Source organism: Robiginitalea sp. (assembly GCF_049588695.1).
In the GTDB taxonomy this organism is placed as follows: domain Bacteria; phylum Bacteroidota; class Bacteroidia; order Flavobacteriales; family Flavobacteriaceae; genus Robiginitalea.
The window spans coordinates 1-3,397 of record NZ_JBAVZJ010000031.1 but is presented as its reverse complement, the minus strand read 5'-3'; the positions used below and the strand labels follow the sequence as shown (position 1 = coordinate 3,397).

The window sequence follows — 3,397 nt, the reverse complement described above, 5'->3', positions numbered from 1 at the left end:
GTGTGTACTTGCAGAGTTTAGTTGCTTTGCCTTCCTCTCGCTCTGCTCGTCGGAGGCACTACGCAACTACTCATAGTCGAGACCGTTAAAAGTTTAATTAATGGATGAGCAACTTCACTAAAATTCTACTTACTGTAGATTTCCTAATCTTTAGGACCACTTTCCTTCAAATTTAGATAAATATTCATGCTGCTTTTTTACAGACTTCATATGATTAAACTTTCAGACCTATTTCTTTGAATACCTGTATCCCAATGATATCTATATTTTTTTTATCGTTGTCTCCAATTATTTGGATAGCAAAGAAATGATTGCTGAATACCTCAATACGGCACTCGAAGAAGGAGATAGTGCCGATCTCATAGTTGCATTGGGGCACATTGCGAAGGCTATCGGTATGTCAAAAATAGCTGAGGAGACTGGAATGAGCAGGTCCAGTATAGTTATACTTCTGCTATCCTAAGAACTCCATCACTACTCTCCTTGAAGGCATTGCTTCTCCGCAGGATTTCTTCAAAACCTTCCATATCATTTGCCATAAGCGTATCGCTAAAGGCATGGGCTCTTTCCAACATTCTGGTATAAACTTTTGGATCATTATTACGAGTCAATCGTCGTAAGGCTCCTAAATAATCTTCACGATAGACTGTCGGTATTATGATCTTGGTTTGCTTAGCTGCCGATAACTCGGCATTCATCATTATACGGGCCAATCGTCCGTTCCCATCTAAGAAGGGATGAACCTCACTAACAACGAACATGATATAGGCCGCCTTGGTAAAAGGATGAACAAGGGCTTGATAAAAATCAAAACCCTGCAGTAATGTGCCGCGCACAAGTTCCATGTCGACAAAGAAAGTATCGCCTGCTTGATTGTTCTTGTCTTTGAACTTTCCAGGTTTCTTATCATCCCGGGCGCTGAGTAAAATTTCGTGACGGTATTGAAGGATTTCCAGAAAATTTTCAGCCGAGTAAGGCACGATTCTCATTTCCTGCCTATTAGAAACTAGTTGGTACGTGCCCAATATATCGTGAGAGTCTTCAGTTCTGGCAGGGAGGGGCTTCTGTGTGGCAATCACCTTTTTTGCCTCGTCTATTTCAAAAACCGTTCCTTCGATATAGTTGGAAAAATAGCTTTCGTAAAATGCAAAATTGCGGTAAGCCTCGTTGGTTATGTTTTTTTCGTCACGGTATTTGAACTCTAGTTGTTTCAGATGCCTAAAGAGGATTTCAAACAGTTGAATACGGGCTGGATCATAAGGATTACCCATTGAGCGTGCAGTCGCTAAGGGCGATTTAAGTTCATTCGAAGGCCTCGTTTTTAACAAGGCACTTATCATTTTGTTAAGTCTTTCAAACTCCCTTTCCATTCCTAATTGCTGGGATATCTCCCGGGCTTTGTCGCGCAGTTCGTTCAATGCCTCTTCTCCGTTGACCCTTATTATTTTTTCCAGTTTATCCTCCAACTGGGGATAGGCTAATGCCTTGGAATTAGCCCCTGTTTGCCTTGATGTCTGAAGGTTTTCCAAAAAGGCCCGCTCGCGCTGAGCGACCATCAATTCACCTGAAAAAAATGTATCCCCTTCAACAGCTCCTGGCCCTTCCAAAAACCGAATAGTGATTCCGGGAAGCTGGACTTTTTTTGTGTATTTGTACGTTACAAAGATTTGGTTGCTCGCAGTAGGTGCAAATTCAAATGCGGACCGATGACTGAGCACCGCCCCAGGGTACAAGTGTCCTAAGATTGGAAAAATGTTGCGCCGAATGATTTCTTCGGGAGAATCTTCAAAATTTGAAGTATAAATACGTGGGGCAATCTTCCTGATGCGGCCTTCGGTTTGCCATTTGGAAATACGACGTGAGATTACTGAATCGGAAGAACCATATATGATTTCCTGTAAATGCACCTTTTTTTCCATTATCTCGTCTTCATTAGGTAAATATGCAAAATATTTTCCATTTTAATTGATTTTTTGAAAAATATTTTCCATCAAAAATAGATTTATAGCTTCCAATAAATCAATTAAATAGGGAGATTATGCAAAATATTTTACGTTAAAAACAAGATATGGTAAAATAATTTCCATTATTAACTCGAGGTAATTCATTATCGCTATCCAAGTATATGCATAACCTGGAGAAAGCCTCCTTAAAGCTTGATCAGAGCGACAGATCTATTCGAATCAACTCCCGTCCATCCTGGAGCATACACATTTTAGGTCAACACCTAATACATCTGAATTCTGCTATCCGAAGAATAGTAAATGGTACATTTAAACTGAATAGTTAAATCAACAATAAACCCATTTAAACAGGTTCACAGATCGTCATCATTTCTTGAAGCTGCCAACGTGTTGACGATTGAGGATTTCAGAGCTTCATTTTTACAGAAGGCTACAGAGCAATCACGAATTGATTAGAGATGATCTAAATACGATTAGATATATAAATATATCTTTTCGTCCTTTGTTTTAATGAGGCTTATTGCTTGTTTTGTGTGGTTTTCTCTTTCCCTAATCCATCAAGGATAAATCCATAGTTTAGTAATATATTAAAGGATTTTTTTGTTAATTCTCTCTGATTTATTCCTAATCGGTCAATGTTTTCTAATAAGCTAAGATTTTCTTTATCAGGCACACTAATCAACGTGCCCCAATCAAAACCTAAAAGAATCCTATGTCGTTTGTATCTAAGTTTTGTTCCTAATGAAAGTTGTAAACTATTACCATCCAATATAAAATTGCGAAATTTTCCTTCTATGGCTGCTTTATTTTGATATGCAAAATTATTCAATCTTATACCCCCTAATAATTGAATTTTCTCACTAATCTGGTTAGAATATCCAACACCATAATTGAAAACAGCTTTATTTCCACTTGTCCATTCTAAACTTTCATTGATAGATTGTATTTCTGCCATTACATAATCAGCAATCCTATTATGATAACTTGCATTAATCCAAAGTTTGCCTTTTTCGTTTAAAACAAGGCTATATCCGAGGTTAAATTCCCAAGGTGTTTTTATTTTAGGGGAAAGTTCTAAATCTATTATTCCCTCTATGCTTGTGTTATTTGAATTGAAATCTATTCTAGATTGATTGAAGTCCCCTCCTTTAAAAAAATGAAGGTACGTAGGTGTCGTAATTGTTAGTCCAATGTCATGTTTTTCTGTATCATAAATTAACCCGATTTTAGTAATAAGCCCTACGTTATCATAATTACCATTTGTAGACGAATTAAAGTAATCTGTTGGCTCAGCAGGATTCAAATTTACATCAGTAGTTTGTTTTAAAACCTGAATTTGATACGAGTAATTTGCTATACTTACAAATTGGCTCACACCAAAGTATAGATTTTGTGTCAGTTCAAAACTTGTTCCAATACCATACCAATTATCA

Annotated in this window: 3 protein-coding genes; 1 reads left to right on the top strand and 2 read right to left on the bottom strand. The window is 37.3% G+C overall.

Translation table 11 applies throughout. The features are described 5' to 3' along the window. Positions 1-292 precede the first annotated feature (292 nt). Entirely contained in the window at positions 293-463 is a 171-nt protein-coding gene (locus WBV75_RS00585; RefSeq protein WP_424118723.1) for a DNA-binding protein, read from the top strand. Here the strand turns inward: WBV75_RS00585 and WBV75_RS00580 are convergent. Together WBV75_RS00580 and WBV75_RS00575 are read right to left on the bottom strand one after the other, a co-directional pair. After that, positions 444-1,919 (bottom strand): Fic family protein, encoded by a 1,476-nt coding sequence (locus tag WBV75_RS00580; RefSeq protein ID WP_424118722.1) that lies wholly within the window; start codon positions 1,917-1,919, stop codon positions 444-446. The two genes, WBV75_RS00585 and WBV75_RS00580, sit on opposite strands and share 20 nt — an antisense overlap. A 562-nt stretch (positions 1,920-2,481) precedes the next feature. Further along, positions 2,482-3,397: hypothetical protein (locus tag WBV75_RS00575; RefSeq protein ID WP_424118721.1), on the bottom strand; the 916-nt coding region annotated here is incomplete at its 5' end.